Below are 20,779 nucleotides of genomic sequence, written 5' to 3' on the forward strand. Positions count from 1 at the left end.
ACGCACCGCTGCGGTGCGCATCGGCGCTTCCACGCACGATAACGCAGCGCAGCAACGCCAACGCGGTGCAAGAACGCATCGAAATCGGTGCATTCACGCTGCCCCCTTCATTGGCACACACCTTGCTGTGAGCTTGCATCGATTCGTGCGCGCCGCGCGCGAGGCCGCAAGCTGCGCGTAACCTCGCTCCCGTAAGCTGGGTCGACAGACTTGCCCCAACCGACCCAATACGATGACGCGATGAAGCTCACGCCACGCGAGAAAGACAAGCTCCTGATCTTCACCGCTGCGCTGCTCGCCGAAAGGCGCCGCGCGCGCGGCCTCAAGCTCAACTACCCGGAAGCCGTAGCCTTCATCAGCGCCGCGCTCATGGAAGCGGCCCGTGACGGCAAGACCGTCGCCGAGGTCATGCATTACGGCACCACGCTCCTCACACGCGAGGACGTGATGGAGGGCGTGCCCGAGATGATCCCCGACATCCAGGTCGAAGCGACCTTCCCCGACGGCACCAAGCTCGTCACCGTCCACCATCCGATCCCCTGAGCCGGGAGGAGCCAGCCATGATCCCCGGCGAAATGCTGATCGACGACGGCGAAATCGAACTCAACGCAGGCCGCGAAACCATCACTGTGAAGGTGGCCAACACGGGCGACCGCCCCGTGCAGATCGGCTCGCACTTCCACTTCTACGAGGTCAACGCCGCACTCTCGTTCGACCGCGAAGCCGCGCGCGGCTTTCGCCTGAACATTGCAGCGGGCACGGCCGTGCGCTTCGAGCCAGGACAGGAGCGCACCGTGGAACTCGTGGCCCTTGCGGGCGAGCGCGCCGTGTACGGCTTCAACGGCCAGGTAATGGGCCCGCTCTGAGCGCGGCCGGCGAATTCTGGCGATTTCATCAGGAATCCGACATGACATTGAAGATCGGCCGCCGCGCGTATGCGGAGATGTTCGGCCCCACCACCGGCGACCGCGTGCGTCTTGCCGATACCGAACTCATCATCGAGATCGAGCGCGACTACACCGTCTACGGCGACGAAGTGAAGTTCGGCGGCGGCAAGGTGATCCGCGACGGCATGGGCCAGTCGCAGCAGGTGCACGCGCAAGTCGCGGACACCGTCGTCACGAACGCCGTGATCGTCGATCACTGGGGCATCGTGAAGGCCGACATCGGCATCAAGGACGGCCGCATCTGGAAGATCGGCAAGGCGGGCAACCCCGACGTGCAGCCGGGCGTGACGATTCCCATCGGCGCCGCGACCGAAGTGATCGCGGGCGAAGGCCAGATCGTCACGGCGGGCGGCATCGACACGCATATCCACTTCATCAGCCCGCAGCAGATCGACGAAGCGCTCGCCTCGGGCGTGACGACCATGCTGGGCGGCGGGACCGGCCCCGCCACGGGCACCAACGCCACCACCTGCACGCCGGGCCCGTGGCATATGGAGCGCATGCTGCAGGCCGCGGACGGCTGGCCGATCAATCTCGGCTTTCTCGGCAAGGGCAATGTGAGCCTGCCGAAACCCGCTGAAGAACAGATCGCCGCGGGCGCGATCGGCCTGAAACTGCACGAGGACTGGGGCTCGACGCCCGCCGCCATCGACAACTGCCTGAGCGTCGCGGACGCAACGGACACGCAGGTGGCCATTCACACCGACACGCTCAACGAGTCGGGCTTCGTGGAAGCGACCGTGGCCGCCTTCAAGGGCCGCACGATTCACACGTACCACACCGAAGGCGCGGGCGGCGGCCACGCGCCCGACATCATCAAGGTGTGCGGCGAAGCAAACGTGCTGCCCTCCTCGACGAACCCCACGCGCCCGTACACGATCAACACGCTCGACGAGCATCTCGACATGCTGATGGTGTGCCATCACCTCGACCCGTCGATTGCCGAGGATATTGCGTTTGCCGAGTCGCGCATCCGCCGCGAGACCATCGCCGCCGAGGACATCCTCCATGATCTCGGCGCACTATCGATGCTTTCTTCGGATTCCCAGGCGATGGGCCGCGTGGGCGAAGTGATCATCCGCACGTGGCAGACCGCGCACAAGATGAAGGTCCAGCGCGGCGCCCTGCCCGGAGACAGCGCGCGCCACGACAACTTCCGCGTGAAGCGCTATGTGGCGAAATACACGATCAATCCCGCGCTCACGCATGGCATCGCGCACGAAGTGGGATCGCTCGAACCGGGCAAATGGGCCGACCTCGTGTTCTGGGAACCGGCGTTCTTCGGCATCAAGCCTTCGCTGATTCTCAAGGGCGGCATGATCGCGCTCGCACAGATGGGCGACCCGAACGCCTCGATTCCGACGCCCCAGCCCGTGCATTACCGTGAGATGTTTGCCACGCGCGGGCGGGCGCTTGCACAAACGTCGCTCACCTTCGTTTCGCAGCTCTCGCTCGACAAGCGCATGCCCGAGCGCTACGGCCTGCAAAAGCGCGTGGTGGCGGTCCGCAACTGCCGCAGCGTGACGAAGGCCGACATGATTCACAATGCCTGGCAGCCGACGATCAGCGTCGATCCAGAAACGTACCAGGTCGTCGCAGACGGCCAGTTGCTCACCTGCGAGCCCGCCACGGTGCTGCCGATGGCACAGCGTTACTTCCTGTTCTAAAGTTTAGTCATGCGCACCATCGATAAACGACTCAATGCGAAGCTCGCGCCCGTTCTTGTGAAGCGGGCGCCCACGCTCACGCTGCCCTACGACGCGCGTTGCAAGAGCCGCCTGGCGGCCACGCTCGACACGGGCGAGGAAGTCGGCGTGGTGCTGCCTCGCGGCACGGTGCTGCGCGATGGCGACCTGCTTGTGGCCGACGACGGCGGCCTCGTGCGCGTGATCGCGGCGGCCGAGAGCGTGTTGCGTGTACGCGCGCCCGACCGCCTCACGCTCACGCGCGCCGCATATCACCTGGGCAATCGCCATACGCCGGTGGAAGTGGGGGCGGACGAACTCAAGCTCGAAGCGGACCCCGTGCTCGAAGACATGCTCAAGCGCCTGGGCGCGCAGGTGCAGCGCGTGGAGCTACCGTTCCAGCCGGAATCGGGCGCATACGGCGGCGGCCACCGCCACGGCCACGACGAAACCTTCGCCGACGACTACGCGCTCGCGCAGCGTGTGTACGACGAGCACCATGGGCATGCGCACTCGCACGACCATACACACGGTCATTCGCACAATCACGCTCATGGCGACGATCACGCGCATGACCACGATTGCGGACACGATCACGGTCACTGCGACGGCCACGCGCACAACCACAGCCATGAACATCGCTGAGCTCACCGCCCTGCTGCATCTCGCGTCGCCGGCGCTGCCCATCGGCGCGTTCAGCTACTCGCAGGGACTCGAAGCCGCAATCGATGCGCAGCTCGTCACGAACGCCGACGACGCCTCGCACTGGATAGCCGGCGGCCTCGCGAACGTGCTCGCCTGCGGCGAGCTACCTTTTGTGGCGCATCAGATGGAACGCTGGCGCATGCACGACGAGCACGCGTTGATCGTTGCGAACGAGGAATTCGTCGCGAGCCGCGAATCGGCGGAATTGCGGCGCGAGACCGCGCAAATGGGCTGGTCGCTGCGCCAGCTCTGCGCGCAGCTCGAATGGGGCGACGCCGACCGGCGCGCGACGCTCGAGCGCATGACCCCCATTGCGCAGCCCACGGCCTTCGCGTTCGCCGCGTGGGCCCACGCGGCCGCGCCAGACGCCGCCCTCGCCGCCTATGCATTCAGCTGGATCGAGAACCAGACCGCCGCCGCACTCAAGGCGGTGCCGCTCGGCCAGCTCGCGGGGCAGCGCATCATCGTTGCGCTGCGGCCCGCCATCGAAAAAGCCGTGGCGCGCGCGCTCGCGACGCCCCCCGAAGCGCTCAATACCTTTGCGCCACAGCTTGGCGTTCTTTCTGCACGCCACGAATCGCAGTATTCGCGGCTTTTCCGCTCCTGAAACACACACGAACCATGAATTCGCACGCACCCAGCAAACGAACCAAGAAGCTGCCGCCGCTGCGCGTCGGCGTGGGCGGACCGGTCGGCTCCGGCAAGACGACCTTGCTCGAAATGCTGTGCAAGGCCATGCGCGAGCGCTACGACCTCGTCGCCATCACCAACGACATCTACACGAAGGAAGACCAGCGCCTCTTGACCGTCGCGGGCGCCCTGCCCGCCGAGCGCATCATGGGCGTGGAAACGGGCGGCTGCCCGCACACCGCGATCCGCGAAGACGCGTCGATCAACCTCGAAGCCGTCGACCAGATGCTCACGCGCTTTCCCGATGCGGACATCGTCTTCATCGAATCGGGCGGCGACAATCTCGCAGCCACTTTCAGCCCCGAGCTTTCGGACCTCACGATCTATGTGATCGACGTGGCGGGCGGCGAAAAGATTCCGCGCAAGGGCGGCCCGGGCATCACGAAGTCGGACCTGCTCGTCATCAACAAGACCGACCTCGCGCCGCTCGTGGGCGCGAACCTCGACATCATGGCCTCGGACGCGAAAAAGATGCGCGGCGAACGGCCCTTCGTGATGTGCAATTTGAAAGCGCTCGAGGGGCTCGGTGAGGTGATCGCGTTCATTGAAAAACGAGGCCTGCTCGTCACAGAAAGCGCTTGAACACATCGACGTGACGTCACCCGTCTCTCAGATCGACGGATCGATGTAGTCGGCGTTTTTCACGATCCAGTCCGGGTTCAGGTGTGATCTGTCCTCATAGAGGGCCGACCACTTTCCCGTCACGCGGATGCACGCTTCATCCACACACAGGCGCGCGTCGGGGTCGATGATCGAGGCATGATCGCGTTTGGCAAGCGCGATCAGTTCCTTGCGAACACTCTGCTGCAGGCCGTCGATTTTCACGCGTTGCTCAGCCTCGCGTGGGTCGAAGCGGCCGAGTCTCGATAAAAATACGTGTGGATCAAACGGGTCGCCTATCGGATTGTCGAGCAGCACATAAACCTTTTTGTTCTGCGCCTGCAGTTCCCTGACTTCCTGATCAAGCTCGGCGAATGCCGCCGCTCTTCCTGGTGGCGTAGCCAGACTCAGCTCCTTTTGGCCGCTGATCAGGTAGTAGCCCGGGGCGTTGAAGTAGTAACTCCAGTAGCCGCCGATCACAACCGTCGTTATTCGGCGATTCGCGGCCTGCGCCAGCGCCTCGCGCCGGACCGAGCCACACTCCGAATCGACCGGCAAATCATGATCGAAAACGTGTGGAATGGGAGGACAAGCCGCGGCGACAGCAAAGATGGCGCCGTTTTTTGAAGGGTTGGCCTCCTCATCCGCGTAGACGCGTTCGGCATACTGGGCGACATGCGAATCCCCGAGAAAAAGCGTCGTCGTCTTGCGGTCTTGGTGCAAGGGATAGATGCCGTCCCGAGCCTGCCCATCTGCACTTCTTAGCGCGAGGAAGTGCCACCCGGTCCGCGTTGCCAGGTTGACGGCGTCGAAGCGGGGACCGATGAGCGCATCCTTGATTGCCACGCCGCTAACCATCATCAGCACGAGGCCGAGAACCAGCAGAAGCGCCGTTCGATTCGCAGAGCGATGCCAGCGAATCTTCCGCTCGACAAAGCGGTGCGTGAACCAGGCGAGCAAGACTGATAGCAATACCACGGCAATCTTCGTCGGGTGACCATTGTCCGGCCAGACCAGATGTGCGAAAGACAACAACGGCCAATGCCAGAGATAAAGCGGGTAGCTGATCAGCCCGCAAGTCACGAAGGGGCGACTCGAGAGAATAGTGCGATTGATCCACGCGCCTGAACCCGCTGCGATGACGAGGAATGCGCCCATCGTCGGCAACAATGCCCAAAATCCTGGAAATGGCCGCTCATGATTGATCAGCAAGAATCCAGACAGCAAGAGGCCCACTCCCATTGCACAGAGCAGATTGGCGTATCGGCCGACCAGATCCGGACGACGCAAAGCGATATAGGCAAGCGAGCCGCCAGCCATGAGTTCCCAGAAGCGGGAAAGGGGCGAGTAGAAGGCAGCAACGGGGTCCCGCCAGGCGAGCCACACGCTAATGCCAAAGGACGCCGCCAGGATCGCCCCATTGACGATCGTGAATCGCCAGCGATGCGTCCATGCATAGCTCAATAGCAGGGGCCAGAATATGTAGTATTGCTCTTCAACCGCAAGGCTCCAGAGATGCAACAGCGGTTTGGCCTCGTGACCGCTATCGAAGTAACCGCTCTCGCTCCACAAGACAAAATTCTGGACGAAGGATGTCCCGCCGACGATGTGCTTCCCGAGTTGCGGGTACTCGTCTCGCAGCAGCACGAGCCAACCGGCAACCGCGCAAAAGAACAATACAAGAAGAAGCGCGGGGAAGATGCGTCGGATGCGCTTGGCGTAAAAATCAGCAATGCTGAATTTGTCGTGCTCGAGATTGGTGAGAATGATGGTGGTAATGAGGTATCCGGAGATGACAAAAAATACATCGACTCCGATAAATCCGCCTGCCATCCGGCTCGGAAACGCATGAAACAGAATCACTGCCATAACCGCGATCGCGCGCAGGCCGTCGACGTGCGGACAATATTCATGCGTCGCTACGCTATGGGTTGCGGCCCGACCCGACGGACTATCGAGGATTTCCGTCGCTGACGGAACCGGCAGCACTTGCGGGGTAATCGTCGGTGACATGAACGAGCCTTCGATGACTGCATATCGGTGAAGCGCACGGGAGCAACACCGATAATCAGCAATGCGTTCCTTACGCAGACGTGGCCCGAACGCGAGCTAACCACGTGAACCCAGTACACCCGCGCTCCGGCTTGAGCGTATGTGCGCATACGTACGCATCGCTGCGCGTGAAGGGGTGCGATGACCCAACCCTTTCATGCGTCTGTATGCCACCCTTCATGCGTCTATATATTGCCCTTCACATAGCCGCGCTGACTCCTTTCAAAACGCGGACTTTCAAATAACAAACAACGCGCTTCAGTGTGAAGAGGAAGGCCTTTTTTTTGCGGAGTGTTCCATGTGCCGAATCGCGGCTCTCCTGAAGGGAATTCAGTCGCGTCTAGCTTGCGAGCGATGGGGCTGCGTGGCGAAGGCCGCCTGTCTATCGATGTTGCCGACTGTTGTCTCACCACATTTCCAGTGGAGGTTTCTTTCCCGGTTCGCACGCTTTGCTCTGATGCTCACGTTCGCCTTGCCATTTATCAATCTCATGCAAATATAATTAGATATCCTTTTTATTTTTCTCCGCGGGCATGTTTCAAGTCACGAACCTGTTGCGTCAAGAAATACGCCAAAAGCATATCGAATCGACTTTGTGCGGTGGGCAAGGTGGGCATTGTGAGGCTCGCGCCGGGCGACTTTCGCATGCCCTACCGCGCGCGAATTCACATATCGCAGACGAGCGACTGCACAACATCCACCGTGCGAGTCGTCGCGCATACGTCCTGAGGGAACAACCACACGCCCGCATGCGCCAAGGCCACCGCAGCCAGTCGGATCGTCCGCAGGTGCGCAATGATATGGTACTCATTTATTGAGAGAAGGCCGGCGGCTCGAATAAATCAACAGACTCATGCGCCAGCAAACGGAAATCCTTCAAGACAGCCGGTTCTTCATTTGCGCCGCGTTTATACTCTTGTGCTGCATTCGGCCACTTATGGGCTTTGCTTATGCTGCTAATGCGCGCTTTTAGGGGCTTCGTCTTCCTGTTCGTGGTCATCGCCGGCGTGCTCTTCGGTTCGGCGGGGACGCTGGACGATGGGCGCGCGTGGGCGATGCTGGCGGTGTTCTTTGGATGCGCCGGGGCCATCACCGTCTGGCTCTGGTTCCGCGACAGGGCGCTGCTGGAGCGGCGAGTGAAGGCGGTACCTGGCTCGGAGCCCGATCCGGTGCAGAACGTCGTGCAGGGGCTGGCGGGATTTGTCTTTCTGGCGATCTTCGCCGCGTCGGGGTTCGACAGACGCTTCGGCTGGTCCCAGGTGCCCGCCGCCGTTTCGCTCGCTGGCGACTCCATGATCGCCATCGGCTTCCTGATTGTTTTCCTTACCTTCCGCGAGAACACTTTCACCGCCAGCACGATCGAGATCGCCGAGGGCCAGCACGTCATCGACACCGGTTCCTATGCCATCGTGCGCCATCCCATGTACGCCGGCGCGCTGATCATGATTGCCGGAATACCCCTCGCACTGGGCTCGTGGTGGGCGCTTATCCCGGCTGCCTTGATCGTCCCGGTCATCGTGTGGCGGCTGACGCGCGAGGAGGTCTACCTGGCGGCCAACCTCGCGGGCTACTGCGACTATCGAGGCCGGGTACGTTACCGGCTGGCGCCGCTTCTCTGGTAGTCGCGCATGCTGTCGATGGGCGGCCTAACATTCCGTTCAACCCGGACGGCTTCGCCGCCGGTTACCTTAGGCGTCCCTCGCTGCTGCAGTTATCTGTTCACGTTTCGTGGACGACTTGCGCTAGCGATTCTAAGGCGTCGCCGGAGCGCGAGTACATCAGACACACGGTGGCATAATAGGCTTTCGGTCAAAGGATAAGGACGTTGCGGGCAGGCTCATGCAGAGTGAAAAAAGGAAAGTCGAACCGGTCCATGGTTTTATAGATAGAAGCCTTCGCGTTCCTCATCCGGGAATCATTCAGGATGAGGTCGAGAATCTCTCTTTTTATAAGAAGATTTCGCTTCTGAAAAAGCAGTTGCATAAATGGTCGATACTTTCATTTAACCGGCAGCTCGGCCTGTATACGGAAGCCGCGGACTTGCATGATGGCGCCCGGATTTTATTGGCGTACAGCGGCGTCAACAACATCGGCGACGCGTTGATGGATCTTTCCGGGCGGGCATTAATTGGCAGCACCCCGTACAAGCTGGATGTTGTGCTCGATCCGTCACTGGCCGAGCTCTTTCGGCATGACCGGTACATATCGAAAATCTACACGGATTATCGTCAAGTCAATTTCGGCGAATACGATTTCGTCATACTGAACAAGCTTGGAATTCGTGTAATAAAAGAGAAAATCAGGCACGCGAGCCAATCCAGATTTACCAGCCTGATCGGATGGTATGCAGGGCGCAATTTCAATCACATACAGTTCAGCTACTACGCTTTCAACAAGATCCTGAAATGCGGCATCGCCGAGATGGACCTGTATAAAAGTGCCCGACTCGTCCTCGACGCTCCCAAGTGCGATGATTATCCATCGGAGGGCTGTGCCGGGAGAGTCGCCATTTCGGTCGGCGGCAGGGAATCCCCCCGTATCTACGGTAAGTGGGCAGAGGTTCTAGCTCGGCTCGACGATGATGTGGGGTTGTCGCGTTATGAGTTCGTCCTGGTCGGATCGGATAATGGACTCGCGGAAGCAAACGATCTGATCGGCATGCAATTCAGGAATCTGAAGCTCACCTCATTGGTTGGCAAGTTGAAGATCCATGAATGCTTTTCCCTGATAAGTCAGAGCAGGCTATTTGTGGGGGCGGACGGCGGGCTTCTGCATATTGCGCACGCGGCGGGCGTGCCGACCATCGCTTTGTTTAGCAATGACATTGACCCGAGAACCCGCTACGTCGAGAACGATTTTTTTAAATGTACTCCACTGACGGGGGCCAGTGATGTGACGAGCATTGAGCCAAATGATGTGGTGAATGTCATGAAAGATATTCTGCCTGGGTGAACCGCGCGAGCAGACCGATTGCCATGCTCTGTTCGAGCTTGGCGCAATCAAAGCTCGTTCAGGTCGGCAAGCGGTGTACGCACAACCCGCCATTGAGGTGCGGCGTGCGCGGTGGAACTGAGCGAACTACGCGCTACCGCGCGCGAATTCATACATCCGAGACGAGCGCCTCCACAACATCCACCGTGCGCGCCGTCGCGCCGCGGTGGCGCGAGGCGAATGCCGCCGCAGCCGCGCCCATCGCAACCCGGCGCGGCTTGTCGTTGAAGAGTTCGTGCAAGGCGCGCGCGAGATCGGCGGGATCCTTAACCTGCAAGGCCGCGCCCGCGGCCTTGGCGTCGGCGGTGGCCTGCGTGAAGTTGAACACGTGCGGCCCGATCAACACCGGCACGCCCACTGCGCACGCTTCGATCAGATTTTGCCCGCCGAGCGGCAAGAGACTGCCGCCGATGAACGCGAGATCGGCGGCAGCGTAGTAAGCGCCCATCTCCCCCATCGAATCGCCGAGCAGCACACTCACGTCCTGCGGCAACACGCGCACGCCCGCGTGCGCCGCAGCGGCCGCAGTCGCGGGCGGCGCCCAGCGCGAGCGCCGTTCGAGCTTGTAGTTCTTGCGCTCCACGAGTGCTGCTACCTCATCGAAGCGCTGCGGATGGCGCGGCACGAGGATCAAAAGCGCATCGGGCACATCGAGTGCCGCGAAGGCCTGCAGCACGAGCTCCTCTTCCCCTTCGCGCGTGCTCGCCGCCACCCACACCGGCCGCTCGCCGATCGCGCGCCGCCATTCGCGGCCCCGCGCGATCAGCGCCGGCGGGCTCGCCATGTCGAACTTGAGGTTGCCAAGCACCGCCACGTTGCGCGCGCCAAGCGCGGTGAGGCGCTCCGCATCGGAGGGACTTTGCGCGAGCACACGTGTGAAACCGCCGAACACCTCGCGCGTGCCCGCGCCGAACTTCGCCGCGCGCTTGAACGAGCGCGCCGACATGCGCGCGTTGGTGAGCACGAGCGGCACGTCGGCACGCTTGCACTCGTCGATGAGCGTGGGCCAGACCTCGGTTTCCATCACGAGGCCGAGCGACGGCCGCCATGCGTGCAGGAAACGCCGCACGGCGTGCGGCATGTCGTACGGCAGGTAGCAGCGCAACACGCGATTGCCGAAAAGCTGCTCGCCGGTGGAGCGGCCGCCCGGCGTCATGTGCGTGAGCAGAATGCGCGCGTCAGGCCGCGCCGCCAGCAGCCCGTCGACGAGCGGTTGAGCCGCGCGGGTTTCGCCCACGGAGACGGCATGCACCCAGATGAGCGCCGCATCGTCCTCGGGCAAACGCCCCGCCGCATAGCCGAAACGCTCGCCGATATGCTCTCGATAGCCGCGCTCCCGGCGCGAGCGAATGAATAGCCGCAGCACCGCGAGCGGGGCAATGAGCCACCAGGCCGCGCGATAGATCGCTCTCAGCATCGGGCCTCCGCGTCGGCCACGGTCATGCGAAACGCCGCGGCCGCGCGGCAGGAGGCGTGGATCGGCAAGCTCATCGCACGTGGATTCAAACCAGTTCCTTGCCCTTGAGGCGTTCGAGAATGCCGAGCGGCGCCCATTCGGGATGCACCATCTCCTTCACCGGCAGGAAGAAGGTCTGCTCCATCATGAACTGACCGGACATCACGGCATGCGAAGTGTGATCGGAGAAGCACACCCAGACGCTGCCCGGCGGAAAACCGATGGTCTCCTGCGGGCACGCCTTCTGGTAATCGAGATCAGCCTTCATGCCGTCGTGGAGATTGAGCATCAGATGGTCGTACTCACTGCGCTGCGACTTCGTGATGTGCAGGAGGTTCTGCAGCCACGCCGAGCCCGGAAACTGCGGCTTGATGTTGGGCAGGAAGCGCTTTGCCATGTCCTCGAACGGCTCGCCCACGCGCCACACGCGCGGCACGCCGTTCGGGTTGACGTTGGTGAACACGCGCAGGATGCGCTCGCCGTAGTTCGGGCGCGAGGGAAAGGCATCCACGTGCAGGCGCGAATCGTCCTTGCGCCACGAGGTCTCACGCGTTTCCACCTGATGCAGGCGCAGGCTCGTAGGCGCCACGCGCAGCTTGCCGGTGTATTCGGGAAAGAGGCCGTCCACCAGCGTGCGAGCGCACGTCTGGTAGCGCGCGATCAACGCACGCACGGCCGTCTGCGTGACAGTGTCGCCGAGCACGCCGTGCAGCGCGCCGCCGTTCGGGTCGAGGCTGATGTTCTTGCGCTTGGGGTCGGCGATCGCGGGGTCGAGCAGCGCGCGCTCGCCGCCTTCGATCGCGAAGGCCAGATTCGGAAAATACAGCACCTTGCCCTGCTCGACGGCGTCGAGCAGCGTCTCGCGCGGTTGCGAGAGCTGCTGGCCGTGCCAGTCTGCGGACGTGATTTCGATGATCTGGGATTCGTTCATTGTTCGCCCCTGGAAGCGATGGATCTGATTGCCTGCCGGTGTGGCGCGGTGCGAGCGTGGCGTGCCCCGTTGGCCGCCTCTTTGCCATCTCGCGCGATTCATGCCGGCGAAGCCCTGGCGCTCGCTCGTGCACATTTGTGCACCCTCGCGAGCGCCGATTCTTATACCCGCAGCCTCAGTGGTGCGCCTTGACGCGCCGCAGCCCCTCAGTTTGTGAGGCGCCTGCGCTGCGGCGGCGCGCCGCTACAGCAGCCCGAAGCTCGCCAGCGCGCCCTTCACCTGCGCAAGCGTTGGCGGCTGGCCTGCCGTGCCCAGATTGACGACGTTCGGCGACCAGTAACCGCCCGTGCGCCAGGCGGTCGCGAAATTGTACAACTCGACGGTCGGGCGCTTCAGCGCCGCCGCGATGTGCACGAGCCCCGTGTCCACGCCCACCGTGGCCGCCGCGCCGTCAATCAGGCCCACCACCGCCGGCAGCGAGAGCTTCGGAGGCACGATCGCCGCTTCGCCGAATTCGCGCGCGAGGCGCTCGCTCGTGGCGCGCTCGGCCTCGCTGCCCCAGGGCAGCACGAGCGACGCGCCGCGCCTCACGAGCGCCTGGCCAAGCTCGATCCAGTGCTGGTCGGGCCACTGCTTGTCGGCGCGCGACGTGGCGTGCACGAACACGACATAGGGTACCGGCAGGTTCAACCCGACGCCCGCGAGCGCCTGCGCGGCGCGGTAGGTGTCGAGGCCGAACTCGATGTCGTCGGTGGGCGACGGCGGCGCGAGATCGAGCGCGCCCGCAACCAGTTGGCGCGTGCGCTCGACCACGTGGGTGCGTGGCTCGATGCGAATCGAGCGGTCGTAGAAGAAGCGCACGGGCCATTCGTAGCCCGCGCCATCGGTGCGGTTGCCCAGGCCAACGAGCGGCCCGCGCGCCCAGCTCGCCACCCACGCCGTCTTGATGAGCCCCTGGCAGTCGATCACGAGGTCGTACTTCTCGGCCGCGAGCGCGCGCCGGAACGTGCCGATCTCGCGCCAGTTGGCGGCAGAGAAGAGGCCTTTGCGCCAGCGGCGCAGCGAAAACGGGATCGCGCGGCGCACGCCCTCCACGAGCTCGACGAGCGACTGGAAGCCTTCTTCGACGAGCCAGTCGATCTGCGCGTCGGGGTACCGCCGCCGGATATCGGCGATGGCGGGCATGTTGTGGACGACGTCGCCAAGCGACGACACGCGCACGATGAGGATCTTTTGCACGCTCAGGGTACTTTGTGCGGACAGATTAAAAAGGTGGGCAATTTTAGCGCGCCGCACGCAAATGCAAAGAAAAACCGGGGAAATGCGCGGAAAGGAATGCAAACGGCGCCGCGCTGTAACTGGCGCGGCGCCGTTAGGCGCGTCATATGAACGCAAGGAGCCGCAAGGGGCGCAACGGCCCCCGGAGGCTTAGAACGGCAGCTTCGCGTCCGGCTTCTCGGCGAGAATCACCCGCTTGAAGTCGGCCTGGATGCGCGCGAGCGCGGCATCGTTGTCGGCCTCGAAACGCATCACGACCACGGGCGTGGTGTTCGACGAGCGGGCAAGACCAAAGCCGTCCGGGTATTCCACGCGCAGGCCGTCGATGGTGATGACCTCGTCCTCGCCCGTGAACTTCGCGTTCTTCTGCAGCTTCGCGATCAGCTCGAAGTTCTCGCCTTCCTCGAGCTTCAGTTGCAGTTCGGGCGTGGCGTGCGAGTTCGGCAGGTCGTTGAGCAGCTTGCTCGGATCGGCCACGCGCGAGAGGATTTCGAGCAGACGCGCGCCCGTGTACAGGCCGTCGTCGAAGCCGTACCAGCGGTCCTTGAAGAACACGTGGCCGCTCATTTCACCCGCGAGCGGCGCGCCGGTTTCGCGCAGCTTCGCCTTCACGAGCGAATGGCCCGTCTTCCACATGAGCGGCTCACCGCCCTTTTCCTTCACCCACTTCGCGAGATTGCGCGTGCACTTCACGTCGTAGATGATCTGCTTGCCCGGGTTGCGCGAGAGCACTTCCTCGGCAAACAGCATGAGCTGGCGATCCGGATAGATGATCTGGCCGTCCTTGGTCACGACGCCCAGACGGTCGCCGTCGCCGTCGAACGCAAAGCCGATTTCCGCATCCGTTTCCTTCAGCGCCCGGATCACGTCCTGCAGGTTCTCGGGGTGCGCCGGGTCCGGGTGGTGGTTCGGGAAATTGCCGTCCACCTCCGTGAAGAGCTCGACCAGCTCGCAGCCCATCGCCTTGAACAGACGCGGCGCCAGGTCGCCCGCTACGCCGTTGCCGGTGTCGACGACGATCTTCAGCGGGCGCGCAAGCTTCACGTCACTCAAGATGCGATCGACATAGGTGTCGGCAATGTCGTACTTCGTATAGCTGCCCTCGCCCGCGTCGAAACGGTCGGCCACGATGCGGTCGTACAGCGCGAGGATCTGGTCGCCGTAAATCGCCTTGCCGCGCAGGACCATCTTGAAGCCGTTGTAGTCGGGCGGATTGTGGCTGCCCGTCACGACGATGCACGAATCCACGTTGCGCTCGCCGCCCACCAGCTTGAGCGGCACGCTCGCGGCGAAATAGCCCACGGGCGTCGGCACCATGCCGACGTCGACCACGTCCACGCCGGCCTCGCACAGGCCGTCGGCCAGCGCTCGCGAGAGATCGGGACCCGAGAGCCGGCCGTCGCGCGCGATCACCACGGCGTCGCCACCCTGCGCGCGCACTTCGCTGCCGAAGGCGCGGCCAATGGCGCGCGCGGTGTCGGTGTCGAGCGTCTTGCCGATCACGCCGCGAATGTCATATGCCTTGAAAATCGATTTCGAAATCATGTTGGGGCTCACGTCCTGATGGGGATTCGGGTCTATTCGTAACACGGACAGGCGACTGTAAGGCTCTGGCGTTACGAAAAGTGGGAACCGTTACAAACTATAATTGCCGTTTTTCGGCAGTGGTATGCACCCATTTTAATGCTTCGCCGTTTCCTTTTATTGCCAAAATATTCGTCAAAAATGGCGGAAAGATTGCGCATGCCGCGTGCCTGCCCCTTTTTTTGCGCTTCCCGCCACGGCGAGGCGCGATGCTGAGCCTCAAGCGCTTTGGCAACCCCGACGTCGCCCGCGCGTTTGCAAACATCGTATGGCTCGGCCTCGAGCGCGTCACGCAGATCGCGGTGGCCATCGTCATCAGCGGCGTGCTCGCGCGCTATTTCGGCCCTGACGTATTCGGCAAGTGGCAGTACGCCAACACGCTTTTGCTCGTGCTCGCGCCCGTGACCTGGGTGTGCGGCGCCGAGATTCTCGTGCCCACCATCGTCAACCGGCCGCCGGAGCAGCTCGGTACCGTGCTCGGGAGCGCGTTCGCGCTGCGCATTGGCGTGTCTGCGGCGGCGCTGCTCCTTACGTGGGCCGGCATTGCGCTCGGCGTGACCGATCCGATGGTCGGCGCGATGCTCACCGGGCTCGCCGTGACGATGCTGTTTCGCGAGCCGTTCGTGGGCGTGATCAACGCCTGGCTGCAGAGCATGACGTACAGCAAGCCGCAATTGCTCGCGAGCATGACGGCGGCGGTAATCAAGGCGCTGCTCGTGTTTCTGCTCGCGCGCGCCGCGTTCGCGCCCGCCACCTTCGGCTGGCTCTGGGCGCTCGAATCAGCGGCGATTGGCGCGGCGCTCGTGCTCTACTTTCGGCGCCGCCACGGCGGCAAGCTCGGCTGGCATGTGGACCGCTCGCTCTTCAAGCATTTCGCGAGCGCGGGCACGGTGTTCTGGCTCGGGCTCATCTGCATGTACCTGTTTCTGAAGCTCGACCGGCTGATGCTCGAGCGCACGATCTCATTCGCCGATCTTGGCCGCTACTCGGCTGCGCAGCAGCTCAACGAGAACTGGATCACGCTCGCGCTCATGCTCTCGCAGACCATCGCGCCCGCTTTCGTCTACCGCGTCCAGCAGACCGCGCAGCTGCGCCGCAACCTCGTGCGCCTCTTCGCGATGACGGCCGTGCTGATGGTGGCCGGCGCGATCGTGCTCGACGCGCTCGCGGGTTTCATCATCGGCCGCGTGTTCGGGCCGGACTATGAAGGCGCGATCGGCATCTTCCGTTGGGCCGTGTGGCTTTCGGTGCCGGCGGGGCTCGAAGCCATCGGCAACCTCGTCGTGCTCAAATATCAGGCGAAATTCGTGCTGCTCGCGAAATGGCTGCTCGCGCTCGCCGTGGCGTTCGCCGTGAATCTCGTCGCGATACCGCGACTCGGCTCGTATGGCGCGCTGTGCGGCCTCGCAGCGGGCTATCTCGCGGCGGCCTGCGTGAATCTCTACTATATCCGCTTCAAGCTCGCCTCATGATGAATTCCGCCGCGCTTCCACTGCGCGATGCACGCGAGGGCGTGCTTGCCGACGTCGCCGTGCTCATGCCCGCATATAACGGTCAGGACGACGTTGCGCGCACGCTCGCTTCGTTCGATGAGGACGCCACGATCTATGCGCTCGTCGTCGATGATGGCAGCACGCCGCCCATCGTCGCGCCCGAGGTGCCTGGCATGTGCGTGGAAGTTTTGCGGATGGCGCAGAACGGCGGCATCGAGCGCGCGTTGCAGGCGGGTATCGAAGCGCTCGCGGCGCGAGGGTTTCGCTACGCGGCGCGTATCGATGCGGGCGATCTCGCCGCGCCTCAGCGCCTCGCGAAACAGCGCGCGCGCATGGAAGCGGAGACCGCGCTCGCAGCGCTCGGCACGTGGACTCAGGTGGTCAATCGCGCGGGCGAGCCGCTTTTCATGCTGCGTCCAAGCTGCGATGCACGCGAGTTGCGCCGCACGCGCCTGCTGCGATCGCCGCTCGTGCATCCTTCGGTGATGCTGCGCGTCGACGCCGTGCTCGCCGTGGGCAACTATCGGGTGCAATATCCGGCCGCCGAGGACCTCGACCTGTTCCTGCGACTGATGGAGCGCTACGAGTGCGGGAATCTGCCGGAGCTTGGCCTTTACTATGAGCTGAACGAAGGCGGCATCAGTGCGACGAAGCGGCGGCGGCAGATCGTCTCGACGCTGCGCCTGCAACTGTGTTATCTGAATGTGCTGAACTGGCGTGACTGGGCAGGCGTGGCGAAGAGCCTGCTTCACTTCGTGACGCCGTACCGCACCTTGCAGAAGATGAAGCGCGCGCTGTTTGCCCAAGGCACGTAGCAAGCCACCACAGCGGCGATTCTGCTGTTCGTTGTGGCGTCAGGAGATGACCTCAACACGCGCCCAACCCGTCCAGACCCGCGCCGGCAGCCAACAGATCCCATCCCAATATGGCTCCCCGCGCATTTAAGCCGCGGGCACGGTCTGGGAAACGTGGCAAGTGCCTTTGCCCGCCCCTGCTGGGACACGGCCTTGCCGCGCGGCGTAACACCACGCGCGGCTCGCGTATGGCGCAAGCCGCAAGGTCTACCGGGCAACGCCGTCAGCACGGTTCCGGACACGGAGCGAGGACCGTATTGGCATCGGAAATGATGCACATCGCGAAGGAAGCGCTTGACTATCCTCATATGATTGAGATTTAATGTCGCTGCTTGCGCTCACCAGAGCATCGACCGTTAAACCGCTTTTTGCGGGTAAGGGCTCTTATCGCCCAAAATTCTTTTGGGACGTTGATCTAGCCTCACCAGGCTAGACCGAAGAATGCAATGCTCCCTTTCGGGGAGCTCGTCGAGTGGTCGGTTTTGTCGCCGACGCAGGCGAATATCTATGTATTCGTGCTACCTCCCGCATGGTCGCTTCGTGACTGCGCGCGGCTTCCAGGTCGCCTCATCATTCTCGTCGTCGCTTACGCCTGCTGGTTCAACAGCCTTGGTGTGAGCTAACGCGAAGCTTACCTCCCTTCATAAGTCGCTAACCGGCACCGACGGTCTATCCGCTGACGGTCCTGCGACACCTTTGAAAAGTCTCGCGCCGCAAGGCGCTAAACAGATCTGACTTGCACAAAAGAAGGCCTTGCAGCCTCACTTTTGGCCAACGCAATGATGGTCACCGACGATTCACTGATCGCTCATCCTTTCCTCGCCTTGCTGGAGCCAAGTACTCCCCGAAGCGTGGTGTGGCATTTTCGTGCGGAATTGCGTTTTCCCGCCCGAACGCTGCACACGTTACTTGCCCAAATCGAAGGGGGCTACCCGAAGGCATGACTGATCTCCTGGTGCAACCGGGATCAGCAGCATGTCTCAATTGTCCGCTTGCGGACAATCGTGGTCCTTCTTCGCATCTTTGAAACGCTCGAGCTCGTCGAACGTTCTGGTCTGCCACGCGCCGCTCTGGCGCACATCAACCCGTTCACACGCCCTCAAGCGCGATCCCGACGTGACTTGTTCACCCGAGGTTCCGCCCACATCGTGCTCGCCCTCACGCGAGCCGTCATCGCCCACGTGCTGCATGCACACAAATGCGGTTGAACATCGAATGCGTCGCCTGGCGACGCGCGGTGTTCATACCGCCCCCGGGCTCTCATTTCCAAGCGCAGACCTTTCCACCGGTTCTAACCGGGGACCCTCAGCTAAACCGCCTCTGCCCATCTTTTTGCACTTCCGAATCACAGCAGGTCAACGTCGCACCCTCGTTGGCACTGCTCAATCACGTGTCCTTTGCGGACACGACGCCACCGCAGCCGGTGGCAACAGGGTGCCCTCATGTGCGTCGCCGCCCCGCGCATGAGGCTGAAATACAGGCGGAGAAACCAGCCAGCCACAGGAAAGGAACCCTATGGGACGAAGATCAAGAGGCGTCAACCACGCCGCGCAGATGAGTCGGGACGCCGGCGGAAGCAAAGACTCACAGAAGCACCGCCGCTTGCACTGGAGCGAGTTCTCGCGTTTCGCCGCGCGCATTGGTCACACGCTGGAAGCGGTGGACCAGGCGGAAGACTGGATGCTCGAATACTTCGTCTGGTTCCTCGTTGCCGGGGCGATGAAACCTGGCACACTCGCGAACTATCGAGCGTCGCTCTCAGTGATTCAAGGTACGTCCGGCCAGGATGTGTCCCGCTCAACCCGCAGTCGAGACCTCCAGCTCGAGCGACGAGACCGGCATGGCAGGCATCGAGCGCGTACGCCCCAGGAATTCAGCGACCTGCTCGCCGCTGCCCAGGCGTTCGACCACAGCGTTGTGCACGTGATACGCCTGATGCGTTGGCTTGGACTTCGCATGCGCGAGGCACTCATGTGCGGCAAGTCACTGGAAATGTGGCGAGATCTGATCTTGCAGGGAGATCGACGCCTGCCTGTCGAACGCGGAGCCAAGAACGGGCGCCCGCGTCGCACCGAAGTGCTGGCCGACCATGTTGACGAGACGCTCGACGCAATTAACGCAGCGCTGGCGTTCTGCCGCGATCGCGACTTTGAGTTGGTGAGCGGCTGCCACGACGATCTCAAAAGCGCAAAGTCCCGCCTGAAATCACGCTTCGAGCAATTGCCAATGCGTCGGGAACTCGCGAGCCACAGTCTGCGATTCACGTATGCGGTCGACTTCGCTAACGCCGCACTGGATCGCGGAGTGCCACCAGTCGACGTACTGACCCAGCTCTCGGACCGCCTCGGTCACGGACCGTCGCGAGTGAAGATGATTCTCGAGGTCTACTGCTGGCAGATCCGCCATCGGTTCCCAGAAAAAATCCACTTGCCGAGCGACTTCGTTCCCCGCAAGCAAACGAAGGACCCCGCCGTGTCCGCGACGAGCCGCCCAGAGGATCGGTCCGCGTCTCACGAGCCTGCCGACAGGCGGCGAAGGCCAGCGCGTGGACGCCGTTTTCAAACGAATCATGGAGGAAACAGGCCCAGACAAAAATTTTTTTAATTTGCACTACAAATTACATCACGGCGGCAAACCAAAAACTTACATAGGAGCAAGACAACATGCTGGAATCCCCACTCACCGAGGAAGCGCGTGGCGCACTTAACCGATACAGCAGCCAGAACGCCGTCAAAGCGCTGCTACCACCATGGCGACAGTTTGAAGACTTCCTCCAATCGCGCCGTCTATCGCCCACTTCCATCCTCGATATTCCGGAGGACGCGCTTCATGCATACGCGCGCCATCTCGACTACCGGGATTGCCATGTCGATGACGCGCTGGTGGCACTTAGCGCCGTGCTCCTTGTATGCCTGCACGCAGGCTACTGCGGCAAGGTTCTGCGCTCCGTCGTGATCCCGCGTATTCGTCGCCCCATCGAGAACCGACAGTGGGATGCATTTCGCTTGCGAACCTACCAGCCGCTCGAATCCTCGCAACTCGCCCGCAGTCGCAGACGCCGGGCCAAGCGCGAAGCGTGCGTGCAGGATACGGTTCGCACCGACGTCGATCTCAAGTAAGCAACGTTCTTAACGCCTTTCATCGCTCCATCTACAAACATCGAAGGATCAACCATGACTCATCTGATTGTGGCTCACTTTCAAAGCTCGAACGGTGCCGCGCAAACGTCAGCAGCGCAAGTTCTTCACGCACAGACTGGAGGATTGCTTATCAATCCCGGCCCGCTTCATATGTCCGGCGAACAAGGGAGCAACATGCATTTGGCGGCAAGTGAAACAGCACTTCAGGATCACTACTGCACCTTGATGACATCCCGGCGCGGGGGGTGCGCGGCGACAATCATTTTGGCCGGTATAGCGACAGAGGTTTTGGCTGGTGGGGAGAACTCGGAGGCGGCGTAGCCGCCGGAGGGTTCTCCCCACCAGCGGCGCCGAGTCGGCCGGGTTCTACGAT

The 20,779-nt window shown here is 62.5% G+C and carries 19 protein-coding genes; 14 read left to right on the forward strand and 5 right to left on the reverse strand.

What is annotated here, in order from left to right; all coding sequences use genetic code 11:
• Positions 1 to 240: 240 nt before the first annotated feature.
• Genes ureA through ureG form a run of 6 tightly spaced genes read left to right on the forward strand, consistent with a single transcriptional unit; the run spans position 241 to position 4,609 of the window.
• On the forward strand, positions 241 to 543 hold the full coding sequence (gene ureA / locus AB4Y36_RS20785) for an urease subunit gamma (protein WP_028214299.1): 303 nt from the start codon (positions 241 to 243) through the stop codon (positions 541 to 543).
• Positions 544 to 560: 17 nt separating this feature from the next.
• Positions 561 to 866: an urease subunit beta gene (locus AB4Y36_RS20790; protein WP_069269270.1), complete on the forward strand. Its 306-nt coding sequence runs from the start codon at positions 561 to 563 to the stop codon at positions 864 to 866.
• Between the two features lie 41 nt (positions 867 to 907).
• The gene (gene ureC / locus AB4Y36_RS20795; protein ID WP_342947846.1) at positions 908 to 2,614 is read left to right on the forward strand and encodes an urease subunit alpha; all 1,707 of its coding nucleotides are present in this window, start codon (positions 908 to 910) and stop codon (positions 2,612 to 2,614) included.
• A 9-nt stretch (positions 2,615 to 2,623) separates the two neighbouring features.
• Positions 2,624 to 3,277 carry an urease accessory protein UreE gene (gene ureE, locus AB4Y36_RS20800; protein ID WP_368683963.1) on the forward strand — a complete coding sequence of 218 codons (654 nt, stop codon included), beginning with the start codon at positions 2,624 to 2,626 and terminating at the stop codon, positions 3,275 to 3,277.
• Positions 3,264 to 3,944, forward strand: a complete 681-nt coding sequence (locus tag AB4Y36_RS20805) for an urease accessory protein UreF (protein ID WP_368683982.1) — start codon at positions 3,264 to 3,266, stop codon at positions 3,942 to 3,944. Before ureE ends, AB4Y36_RS20805 begins: the two co-directional genes overlap by 14 nt.
• Before the next feature lie 14 nt (positions 3,945 to 3,958).
• Positions 3,959 to 4,609, forward strand: a complete 651-nt coding sequence (gene ureG, locus AB4Y36_RS20810; RefSeq protein WP_368683964.1) for an urease accessory protein UreG — start codon at positions 3,959 to 3,961, stop codon at positions 4,607 to 4,609.
• 27 nt (positions 4,610 to 4,636) lie between these two features.
• Here ureG and AB4Y36_RS20815 read toward each other — a convergent pair whose 3' ends face one another.
• Positions 4,637 to 6,640, reverse strand: coding sequence for an acyltransferase family protein (locus tag AB4Y36_RS20815; RefSeq protein ID WP_368683965.1), 2,004 nt, complete (start codon positions 6,638 to 6,640; stop codon positions 4,637 to 4,639).
• 989 nt (positions 6,641 to 7,629) lie between these two features.
• On the opposite strand from AB4Y36_RS20815, the gene AB4Y36_RS20820 reads away from it, so the two are divergent.
• The gene (locus AB4Y36_RS20820; protein WP_368683966.1) at positions 7,630 to 8,301 is read left to right on the forward strand and encodes an isoprenylcysteine carboxylmethyltransferase family protein; all 672 of its coding nucleotides are present in this window, start codon (positions 7,630 to 7,632) and stop codon (positions 8,299 to 8,301) included.
• A 217-nt stretch (positions 8,302 to 8,518) separates the two neighbouring features.
• Positions 8,519 to 9,631 (forward strand): glycosyltransferase family 9 protein, encoded by a 1,113-nt coding sequence (locus AB4Y36_RS20825; RefSeq protein WP_368683967.1) that lies wholly within the window; start codon positions 8,519 to 8,521, stop codon positions 9,629 to 9,631.
• Between the two features lie 148 nt (positions 9,632 to 9,779).
• Here AB4Y36_RS20825 and waaA read toward each other — a convergent pair whose 3' ends face one another.
• From waaA to AB4Y36_RS20845, 4 genes are all read right to left on the reverse strand, one after another.
• Positions 9,780 to 11,087: a lipid IV(A) 3-deoxy-D-manno-octulosonic acid transferase gene (gene waaA, locus AB4Y36_RS20830; protein WP_368683968.1), complete on the reverse strand. Its 1,308-nt coding sequence runs from the start codon at positions 11,085 to 11,087 to the stop codon at positions 9,780 to 9,782.
• An 85-nt stretch (positions 11,088 to 11,172) separates the two neighbouring features.
• Positions 11,173 to 12,057, reverse strand: coding sequence for a Kdo hydroxylase family protein (locus AB4Y36_RS20835; RefSeq protein WP_342947829.1), 885 nt, complete (start codon positions 12,055 to 12,057; stop codon positions 11,173 to 11,175).
• Between the two features lie 243 nt (positions 12,058 to 12,300).
• On the reverse strand, positions 12,301 to 13,302 hold the full coding sequence (waaC, locus tag AB4Y36_RS20840; protein ID WP_368683983.1) for a lipopolysaccharide heptosyltransferase I: 1,002 nt from the start codon (positions 13,300 to 13,302) through the stop codon (positions 12,301 to 12,303).
• A gap of 183 nt (positions 13,303 to 13,485) precedes the next feature.
• Positions 13,486 to 14,880 carry a phosphomannomutase/phosphoglucomutase gene (locus AB4Y36_RS20845; protein WP_368683969.1) on the reverse strand — a complete coding sequence of 465 codons (1,395 nt, stop codon included), beginning with the start codon at positions 14,878 to 14,880 and terminating at the stop codon, positions 13,486 to 13,488.
• Positions 14,881 to 15,128: 248 nt separating this feature from the next.
• Here AB4Y36_RS20845 and AB4Y36_RS20850 point away from each other — a divergent pair, with 248 nt between their 5' ends.
• The 6 genes from AB4Y36_RS20850 (at position 15,129) to AB4Y36_RS20875 (ending at position 20,727) form a co-directional block, all read left to right on the forward strand.
• Positions 15,129 to 16,391, forward strand: coding sequence for an oligosaccharide flippase family protein (locus AB4Y36_RS20850; protein WP_368683970.1), 1,263 nt, complete (start codon positions 15,129 to 15,131; stop codon positions 16,389 to 16,391).
• Positions 16,391 to 17,227 (forward strand): glycosyltransferase family 2 protein, encoded by an 837-nt coding sequence (locus AB4Y36_RS20855; RefSeq protein WP_368683984.1) that lies wholly within the window; start codon positions 16,391 to 16,393, stop codon positions 17,225 to 17,227. The genes AB4Y36_RS20850 and AB4Y36_RS20855 overlap by 1 nt, the downstream gene beginning before the upstream one ends.
• Positions 17,228 to 18,045: 818 nt before the next feature.
• A complete protein-coding gene (locus AB4Y36_RS20860; RefSeq protein WP_368683971.1) occupies positions 18,046 to 18,210 on the forward strand; it encodes a hypothetical protein in 165 nt (54 codons plus the stop codon).
• 571 nt (positions 18,211 to 18,781) lie between these two features.
• A complete protein-coding gene (locus AB4Y36_RS20865; protein WP_368683972.1) occupies positions 18,782 to 19,870 on the forward strand; it encodes an integrase domain-containing protein in 1,089 nt (362 codons plus the stop codon).
• A gap of 59 nt (positions 19,871 to 19,929) precedes the next feature.
• A complete protein-coding gene (locus AB4Y36_RS20870; RefSeq protein WP_368683973.1) occupies positions 19,930 to 20,385 on the forward strand; it encodes a hypothetical protein in 456 nt (151 codons plus the stop codon).
• A gap of 54 nt (positions 20,386 to 20,439) precedes the next feature.
• Positions 20,440 to 20,727: a hypothetical protein gene (locus AB4Y36_RS20875; protein ID WP_368683974.1), complete on the forward strand. Its 288-nt coding sequence runs from the start codon at positions 20,440 to 20,442 to the stop codon at positions 20,725 to 20,727.
• The last annotated feature ends 52 nt before the right edge of the window (positions 20,728 to 20,779 follow it).

The sequence above is a fragment of the Paraburkholderia sp. BR10936 genome, assembly GCF_040965735.1.
In the GTDB taxonomy this organism is placed as follows: domain Bacteria; phylum Pseudomonadota; class Gammaproteobacteria; order Burkholderiales; family Burkholderiaceae; genus Paraburkholderia; species Paraburkholderia nodosa_A.

Coding starts and splice junctions, on each gene's coding strand:
- ureA (WP_028214299.1), top strand. CDS start 241: ATGAAGCTCACGCCACGCGAGAAAGACAAGCTCCTGATCTTCACCGCT.
- AB4Y36_RS20790 (WP_069269270.1), top strand. CDS start 561: ATGATCCCCGGCGAAATGCTGATCGACGACGGCGAAATCGAACTCAAC.
- ureC (WP_342947846.1), top strand. CDS start 908: ATGACATTGAAGATCGGCCGCCGCGCGTATGCGGAGATGTTCGGCCCC.
- ureE (WP_368683963.1), top strand. CDS start 2,624: ATGCGCACCATCGATAAACGACTCAATGCGAAGCTCGCGCCCGTTCTT.
- AB4Y36_RS20805 (WP_368683982.1), top strand. CDS start 3,264: ATGAACATCGCTGAGCTCACCGCCCTGCTGCATCTCGCGTCGCCGGCG.
- ureG (WP_368683964.1), top strand. CDS start 3,959: ATGAATTCGCACGCACCCAGCAAACGAACCAAGAAGCTGCCGCCGCTG.
- AB4Y36_RS20815 (WP_368683965.1), bottom strand. CDS start 6,640: ATGTCACCGACGATTACCCCGCAAGTGCTGCCGGTTCCGTCAGCGACG.
- AB4Y36_RS20820 (WP_368683966.1), top strand. CDS start 7,630: ATGCTGCTAATGCGCGCTTTTAGGGGCTTCGTCTTCCTGTTCGTGGTC.
- AB4Y36_RS20825 (WP_368683967.1), top strand. CDS start 8,519: ATGCAGAGTGAAAAAAGGAAAGTCGAACCGGTCCATGGTTTTATAGAT.
- waaA (WP_368683968.1), bottom strand. CDS start 11,087: ATGCTGAGAGCGATCTATCGCGCGGCCTGGTGGCTCATTGCCCCGCTC.
- AB4Y36_RS20835 (WP_342947829.1), bottom strand. CDS start 12,057: ATGAACGAATCCCAGATCATCGAAATCACGTCCGCAGACTGGCACGGC.
- AB4Y36_RS20845 (WP_368683969.1), bottom strand. CDS start 14,880: ATGATTTCGAAATCGATTTTCAAGGCATATGACATTCGCGGCGTGATC.
- AB4Y36_RS20850 (WP_368683970.1), top strand. CDS start 15,129: ATGCTGAGCCTCAAGCGCTTTGGCAACCCCGACGTCGCCCGCGCGTTT.
- AB4Y36_RS20855 (WP_368683984.1), top strand. CDS start 16,391: ATGAATTCCGCCGCGCTTCCACTGCGCGATGCACGCGAGGGCGTGCTT.
- AB4Y36_RS20860 (WP_368683971.1), top strand. CDS start 18,046: ATGATGGTCACCGACGATTCACTGATCGCTCATCCTTTCCTCGCCTTG.
- AB4Y36_RS20865 (WP_368683972.1), top strand. CDS start 18,782: ATGGGACGAAGATCAAGAGGCGTCAACCACGCCGCGCAGATGAGTCGG.
- AB4Y36_RS20870 (WP_368683973.1), top strand. CDS start 19,930: ATGCTGGAATCCCCACTCACCGAGGAAGCGCGTGGCGCACTTAACCGA.
- AB4Y36_RS20875 (WP_368683974.1), top strand. CDS start 20,440: ATGACTCATCTGATTGTGGCTCACTTTCAAAGCTCGAACGGTGCCGCG.